At 60.4% G+C, this 4591-nt stretch carries 3 protein-coding genes; all 3 read left to right on the forward strand.

Going from position 1 to position 4591, the window contains the following annotated elements; all coding sequences use genetic code 11:
* Nucleotides 1–2398 (forward strand): DUF1553 domain-containing protein (locus RMO15_RS19735; RefSeq protein WP_309715824.1); only part of this gene is annotated, 2398 nt, incomplete at its 5' end.
* Between the two features lie 139 nt (nucleotides 2399–2537).
* Nucleotides 2538–3296, forward strand: a complete 759-nt coding sequence (locus tag RMO15_RS19740) for a DUF4058 family protein (RefSeq protein ID WP_309715827.1) — start codon at nucleotides 2538–2540, stop codon at nucleotides 3294–3296.
* On the forward strand, nucleotides 3293–4591 hold a 1299-nt coding region (locus RMO15_RS19745), incomplete at its 3' end, for a DUF1501 domain-containing protein (protein ID WP_309715830.1). The genes RMO15_RS19740 and RMO15_RS19745, both read left to right, overlap by 4 nt.

The raw sequence follows: 4591 nt of genomic DNA on the forward strand, positions 1-4591 counted from the left end.
GGTCACGCCCGAGCTGGCCAAGAAACGTGCCGAGGTGGAGAAGACAATCACAGAGCGCGAGACCACGCTCGCCGAGAGCTGGCCGCTGGCACTTCCCCTGCGCTGGAGTGCTCCTGCAACGGAGAATGTCAAGGTGGCCTCGGGAGCTAAACCTGAGGTTCGGCCTGACCGTGCGGTCTTTATCTCAGGCGCGGTTCCCGATAAAGATACCTACACGCTGACTCTGGCAGGTAGTACAGAACCCGTCTCCGCGCTTCGCCTCGAAGCCCTCACCGATCCCGCGCTGGGTGGGATGGGGCCGGGACGAACGGCGCACGGGAACTTTGTTCTCACGGAGATCGAGGTGAAGGCCGATGGCAAGCCGGTGAAGCTAGCACGTGGTGAGCATGACTTCGCCCAAGAGGGCTTCTCGGCACAGGCCGCGCTCGACGGCAAGCCTGGCACGGGCTGGGCGATCCATGGTGAGGGCAACTGGAATGTGAACCGGGCGGCGACGTTTCATCTCGCCAAACCACTTGCAGCCCAGAAGTGGACGGTCACGCTCAAGCAGGACTACGGTGGCCAGCACACACTGGGCAAGTTCCGCCTGAGCCTCGCTACCCCGCAGCCCGACTCGAATCCTACGCCTATTGAGCCGCGCAAGCGTGCGGCCTATGAGAAAGCGTTTGTGACGTGGAAGACTGCGCAGCAAGCCGCCGCCGTGCGCTGGGACGTAGTCAAGCCGACTAAGGCAAGCTCAAACTTGCCACTGCTCACCATACAGCCCGACGGCGTTGTCTACGTGAGCGGCGATGGCACCAAGCGTGATGTCTATGAGCTTCAGCTGGCCAACCTACCTCCGGGAGTCACCGCGGTGCGCCTCGAAGCCCTCCCCGACGATCGCCTGCCCCGCCATGGCCCTGGGCGGGTCGCCTACGAAGGCCCGCACGGGGACTTTCACCTGAGCACTCTGACCACCAGTGTCGGTAAGCTGGTCAAGGGCGTCTCCAATGTTGGCAATGCACAGAACGCGCTGGATACCAACCCACAGACGGGCTGGAGTATCAATGGTTCCCAAGGCAAGCCCAGTGTGGCCGTCTTTACGTTTGAGAAGCCTCTCGAAACAAACACCCTTGCGCTCTCCATGGTCTTTGAGCAGTACTATACCGCCGGGCTGGGCAAGTTCCGTCTCTCGGTAACCACCGATTCCCGAGCCGGAAAACTAGCCCTCCTCCCCGAGCTGGAAGACGCGCTAGCAAGAAACGACGACGCAGCGCTCCGCACTCAGTTTGTCCGCGTCGCCCCCGAGCTCGCCAGCGCCCGCACCGAGCTGGAGGCGCTCCGTAAATCCCTCCCACAGCCCCCCACTACCCTCGTCTTTATCGAGCGTCCTAAGGAGAACCCCCGCGCCACGTTCATCCACAACCGCGGCGAGTTCCTCCAGCCTACTCAGAAAGTGACCGTGGGAGCACCCGCGGTGCTCCCCGCAGTAAAGGGCACGGATCGGCTAGCCTTTGCGCGCTGGCTAGTGAGTCCGCAGAACCCGCTGACGGCGCGGGTGATTGTCAATCGGGCTTGGGCGGCGTTCTTTGGTAAGGGAATCGTCAAGACCACCGAGGACTTTGGCTACCAGGGAACGCCACCAACCCACCCGGAGCTCCTCGACAACCTCGCCGTGGAGTTCATGCGCCATGGCTGGAGCCAGAAGACACTCCACAAGCGCATCGTGATGTCAGCAACCTACCGGCAGTCGTCGAAAGTGACACCACAGGCGCTCGCCAAAGACCCGGAGAATAAGTGGCTCTCTCGTGGCCCACGGGTGCGCCTGGATGCGGAGCTCGTGCGCGATCATGCGCTGGCCGCCAGTGGCCTACTCTCGCCCAAGCTCGGTGGCCCCAGTGTCTTCCCGCCCCAGCCCGCGAGCGTGACCACCGAGGGAGCCTACGGAGCGCTCGCCTGGAATGTCAGCACGGGAGAGGATCGCTACCGGCGCGGGCTCTATACGTTTGCAAAGCGCACCGCGCCCTACGCCATGTTCCAGACCTTCGACGGCCCCAGCGGCGAGGCCTGTGTCGCACGCCGCGACATCAGCAACACGCCGCTTCAGGCCCTTACACTCCTGAACGACACCGTCTTTATGGAGGCCGCACAGGCGCTGGGCAAGCGCCAACTCAGCGAACCCGGCCTGCTCGAAACCCGCGTCGCCCGGCTCTTCCGACGCGTCATCACCCGCCCGCCTGACTGGGACGAGCTCGCGGCTCTAAGCGCATTTTACGAAAAACAAACCAAACGCTTTGCCAGCGGTGAGCTCAGTGCAAAAGCTCTCTGTGGCAGCGACACGGCAACGCCCGAGCAGGCCGCCTGGACAGCACTGGCTCGCGCCATTCTGAACCTTGATGAGGCGATTGTAAAACGATAGACTGCCCCGTGAGACCGCCCCATGAAATGGGGCGGCGTAATCCGGGTAAAATAGCGCCATGACCAAGTTCCATACCCGCCGTCCGGACATACGACACGAGTTAATCATCTTCACTCTGCAAACCCTGGAGCTATAGACCATGCCAAGCCCTTTTCCCGGAATGGATCCTTATCTGGAATCCCCTGACTACTGGCGCGATGTACACTCCAGTTTTCTTGTTGAGGTACGTGTCGCCCTAAACGCCACTCTTCCGCTGGGTTTTGTGGCACGCACGGAGGAGAGGCTTTATGTGGTCGAGCCAGATCGCTCTATCTACCCCGATATCGCTCTCACACGTCAAGTTCCCGAGCGTCCAACAGGAGCCGTGAGCGCTGCTGTGATTGATAAGCCTATAGTCTATTTTACACCTCCCGAAGAAGTGCGAGAGAGCTTTGTCGAGATACGCTCTGTTAAACAAGGCGGACAGATCGTGACCGTTATTGAGCTTCTGAGTCTTGCCAACAAAATGTCCGGGCGAGGTAGGGAAGAGTACCGCCGTAAGCAATATGACTTACTGCGAAGCGATGTTCATTTCTTAGAGATTGATCTGCTTCGAGCAGGAGAGCATACTATTGCACTCCCCAAACCCTCCGAGTCTGGAAAAGAATACACAGCCTGCTTGCACCGTGGCGATGGTTCTTGGCGCTTCTCTACCTGGGCATTTGGTCTTCGAGAGCGACTTCCACGCGTCGCAGTTCCCCTGACCGAAGAACTTCCCGACATTGCGCTCGACTTGCAAGAAGTCTTTACGGCTGTATATGATGGAGGACGCTATGGTGAGACTATAGATTACTCTCAACCGCCGTTTCCCATTCTGCGACCCGAAGATGTGCAGTGGGCAAAGACACTTTTATCATGAACGAACGAAATCGGAACTTAAGCCTCACGCGGCGGCACTTCTTCGAGGAGTGTGGTGTTGGTGTGGGCAAGCTCGCCCTAGCAGGGCTGCTAACCGAGGGCATCGCGCAGGCTAACTCTCCCTCCTCCCGTTATCGGGAGGAGGGCCGGGGAGGAGGGCGGGCAAAACACGTGATCCACTTGTTTATGGCGGGCGCTCCTTCGCAGCTCGATCTCTTTACCTACAAACCCGAGCTGGTGAAATTAGAGGGCAAGCCCCTCCCTCCCTCTGTGTACAAAGACCAGCGCTACGCCTTTATCCGCGCCGATGCCGCTGTCCTGGGGCCGCGCTTTAAGTTTGCAAAGCACGGGCAGTGCCAGATGGAGCTCTCGGAGCTTCTGCCGCATCTGGGAAGCATCGCCGATGATATTTGCTTGGTGCAGTCGGTGAGCACCGATCAGTTCAATCATGCCCCGGCGCAGATCTTCTGGAACACGGGCAATGGCCAGCCCGGACGGCCCGCGATGGGCTCGTGGGTGGTCTATGGCCTCGGAGCAGGGGCGAAGAACCTGCCAGACTTTGTGGTGATGAGCACGGGCGCGGGCATCTCGGGCGGCGCGGCCAACTGGTCGAGTGGCTTTCTACCCACCAAGTACGCGGGAGTGCGCCTGCGTAACTCGGGCGATCCGATTTTAGATGTCAGCAACCCGGCGGGCGTGGACGCAAGGCTACAGCGCGAGACGCTGGACTTACTCGGAAACTTAAACCGGCGCGACACCGACCCGGAGATCGCTTCCCGCATTGCCAGCTACGAGCTTGCCTTCCAGCTCCAGACCTCAGCCCCAGAGCTGATGGACTTAAAATCGGAGAGCAAAGAGACCCTAGCGATGTACGGCTGCGACCCTGACAAGCCCAGCTTCGCACGAGCCTGCCTGCTGGCACGGCGCATGATCGAGCGCGGCGTGCGCTTTGTCAATATCTACCATGAGGGCTGGGATGCCCACTCCGATGTGGCGGGGACAAGCCGTGGTAAGTGCAAAGAGACCGACCAGGCATCGGCGGCGCTGGTAAAAGACCTCAAGCAGCGCGGGCTACTTGATGAAACTCTCGTTGTCTGGGGGGGAGAGTTTGGGCGTACGCCCATGGTGGAGAACAATCCCGCTCTGGGGCGCTCCCAGGGCCGTGATCACCACCCACAAGCCTACACGATGTGGCTGGCGGGTGGCGGGATTAAAGGCGGGCTTACCTACGGTAGCACTGATGAGCTAGGCTTTCACGTGGCCGAGAATAAAGTCCATGTGCATGACTTGCAGGCC

The sequence above is a fragment of the Armatimonas sp. genome (assembly GCF_031410135.1).
In the GTDB taxonomy this organism is placed as follows: Bacteria; Armatimonadota; Armatimonadia; order Armatimonadales; family Armatimonadaceae; genus Armatimonas.

What these genes read in the sequence shown, in the direction of transcription:
- RMO15_RS19740 (WP_309715827.1), top strand. Translation starts at nt 2,538, where the DNA reads ATGCCAAGCCCTTTTCCCGGAATGGATCCTTATCTGGAATCCCCTGAC.